At 67.3% G+C, this 2,652-nt stretch carries 3 protein-coding genes; 1 reads left to right on the forward strand and 2 read right to left on the reverse strand.

All coding sequences use genetic code 11. From position 1 onward, the window contains the following. Positions 1-96 precede the first annotated feature (96 nt). The gene (locus ACWDS7_RS47805; protein ID WP_451934723.1) at positions 97-918 is read right to left on the reverse strand and encodes a hypothetical protein; all 822 of its coding nucleotides are present in this window, start codon (positions 916-918) and stop codon (positions 97-99) included. A gap of 334 nt (positions 919-1,252) precedes the next feature. On the opposite strand from ACWDS7_RS47805, the gene ACWDS7_RS47810 reads away from it, so the two are divergent. After that, positions 1,253-1,393, forward strand: coding sequence for a protein kinase domain-containing protein (locus ACWDS7_RS47810; RefSeq protein WP_451934724.1), 141 nt, complete (start codon positions 1,253-1,255; stop codon positions 1,391-1,393). Between the two features lie 261 nt (positions 1,394-1,654). Here the strand turns inward: ACWDS7_RS47810 and ACWDS7_RS47815 are convergent, their stop codons facing one another. After that, complete coding sequence (locus tag ACWDS7_RS47815; RefSeq protein ID WP_451934725.1) at positions 1,655-2,533, reverse strand: LysR family transcriptional regulator; 879 nt, start codon at positions 2,531-2,533, stop codon at positions 1,655-1,657. Positions 2,534-2,652: the final 119 nt, after the last annotated feature.

Genomic DNA, 2,652 nt, shown 5'->3' on the forward strand with positions numbered 1-2,652 from the left:
GGTCCACCCACCGCCGTGAACACCAAACCCGTGCCCGCAGCAGCCACTACTGGCGACGCTGGCTCAAGCATCACGAAATCAGGCTGTAGTACTAGATCACCCGGCGCGGCAGGGGCCCGACCAACGGAGGCAGACGGGGAGCCGGCTCTTCGCATCTAGCACTACCCGGCTGTCCAGCGGCTCCAGGAGTCGGACGACGCCCTCGCCGGATGCGCCGACGCCCGCGCACAGGCCGTTACTGATGTGCTCGTGGACCTGGATTCCGAGGACTACAACATCGGACCGCTCGTCGGTCCGCAGGTGGACACTCGGCATCTTTTCGCCGAGGCAGACGCCGTAGTCGTAGTTCACCTGCAGCGTGCGCTCGTCGAGCACCTTGAAGCCGCTGATGTCGGAGGGCAGGTGGTCACCGACGGCCTCCTCGACGGTGCCGAGCGTGGCCCGGTCGACCGCGACGTGGTTGATCGGGCCGGGCAGGTTCGAGAAGTACAACCGCCACGCCGGAACGGTGGCCATGCCGCGCAGGGTCCGCAGGCGCATGGTTGTGAAGGTAGCGGCGGTCATCTTGTATGCCCGATCGTCCTGAGCGGAGGCCTCCATGTCGTAGGGGGACAGTGCGATCAGCGCCTGGCGTGCGCTGATCATGGGGACCCGCATGGTGGAGCCGTCGTCCCAGCGGATCCGCGCCTCCTTCGGAGTTGCGGGGAGCGGGCCGGCCACGGCGAAGCCGTACTCCTCATCACTCGAGATCTGCTCCTCCACGTCCTGCTGCATCTGGCTCAGGTCCTCCGTCGGCACGAAACCGTTGCGCCAGATCTCCGCCGCGCCGCTGGTCCGCCAGGTCCAGACGGTACGGGCGGCGTAGTCATCGAATGTGAGTCGTCTAGGGAGGTGGCCGCCGCTGGCAAGCGCAGTCACCGTCAGAAGCGTCACCAGTAATCGCAGCATCCGAGAATTATCGAAGGTCCCTGGGACCGTCAGCGCACCCTGCATGGCCCTCCGCTCGGGTCGGTGTCATAGACCGCAAAGTAGGGGCGTATCCCTAGGTCAGGACAACGCGCCGATGCCTGTCGGAATCCACTCACCGACCCGTTTACCGACGTTGATTCTCGGCACGAGTTCTCGACGCTCACCACCTGCGACCTCGTAGTTTCCCGGCGGAGTGTCGACAGACGAAGGTATATCGGCACTAGCAAGCGATCACGCAGAGCTACTTTGCACTTGGTCGCACGGACCCGAGTGGAGGGCCTACATGTCGCCCGAGCAGGCCGACGGCAAGCCCGCCGACGCCCGCTCGGATCTGTACTCCACCGGATGCGTGCTGTATGAGCTGCTCACCGGCCGGCCGCCCTTCACCGGGGACTCACCCACCGCCGTGCTCTTCCAGCAGTAATGAAGAAATTTCCAACGAATATGCCGCTGACCTGCGCCGGCATGGAGGCCCGGGCAAGGTCAGCGGCACCTTCGGCTTGGCCCACCGCATCTACCAACCGGCACACCGGTCCTGCGGCGCCCTCACATCGGAGCAGGTCAGCGGCAAATCCGTTGGATTTTCCGCCGTTACTACCGAGACCCCGCATGGCTCATGCAGGTAGTGCCACACCCAGGCGAGGCCCGTCCCTGAGGCGGCCCATGGCCGCGCGGACGAGGTCCGTCAGGGTCGGGCGAGACCGGAAACGAGCTCGTCGCGGAGGCGGCCGACAGCCTCCCTACCGTCGTGGCCGCGCCAGGCCAGTGCGACGCGGTGGCGGGGGGCAGCCTGGAGAGGGCGCCAGACCAGCTCAGGATGGGTGGCCTTGGCCGCCGGAACCAGCGAGACCAGATCAGGCTCGGCGGTGAGCAGCAGGACGATGGCGCTGAGCCGCCGGCTGTGGCATACCTGGACCTCGGGCCGCCACCCGGCCGCAGCACAGGCGTCCAGCACGTGGTCGTGGTAGCCGGGGGCTTCTTCGCGGTCGAACCAGAGCAGGCGCTTGCCGGCGAGATCGTCGGCCGTGAGCTGATCCGGCAGACGATGCCGTCTGCCGGTGATCACGCCGAGGGGTTCGTCGACCAGACGTAGCAGGTGCAGGTCCGTGTGGCCCACGGGCTCGAGCATGAGGCCGAGATCGAGCTCGTCCCGGCCCAGCAGATCCGCTTGCTCCGCGGAGGTAGCGTCGTGGAAGGCGATGCTCACACCCGCGGCACCGGCGGCGAGCCGTATCCGACCGAGCAGACCGGGGCCGATCCCCGTGGACAACCCGATCCTGAGCGCGGGCAGGGAGCCGGAGGCAAGGTCCCGGATGTCACGCAGGCTTCGCTCGGAAAGGGCGAGCAGGTCGCGGGCCGCGTCGAGCGCTGCCGCCCCTGCGGGGGTCAGCCGCACACCACGTGGGGTGCGCTCCAGGAGGGTGGCACCGACCGCCTTCTCCAGGGCCTTGATCTGCTGGCTCAGCGACGGCTGGGCGATGTGCAACCGGCGGGCCGCCCGGCCGAAGTGGAGTTCTTCGGCCACTGCTTGGAAATATCGCAGCCGGCGCAGGTCCCATCCCATTCCGGCCATGATAGGTCCAGCCTATCGGGCGGGTGGAAAGTGGTCTTGGACAGTCCTGCGGCTGGCAGGAGCTCAAGGTGGACATCGTTCACCCCGGCGAGGAACCACTGGCTCAGACC

The sequence above is a fragment of the Streptosporangium sp. NPDC003464 genome (assembly GCF_053588315.1).

Coding starts and splice junctions, on each gene's coding strand:
- ACWDS7_RS47810 (WP_451934724.1), top strand. CDS start 1,253: ATGTCGCCCGAGCAGGCCGACGGCAAGCCCGCCGACGCCCGCTCGGAT.
- ACWDS7_RS47815 (WP_451934725.1), bottom strand. CDS start 2,533: ATGGGATGGGACCTGCGCCGGCTGCGATATTTCCAAGCAGTGGCCGAA.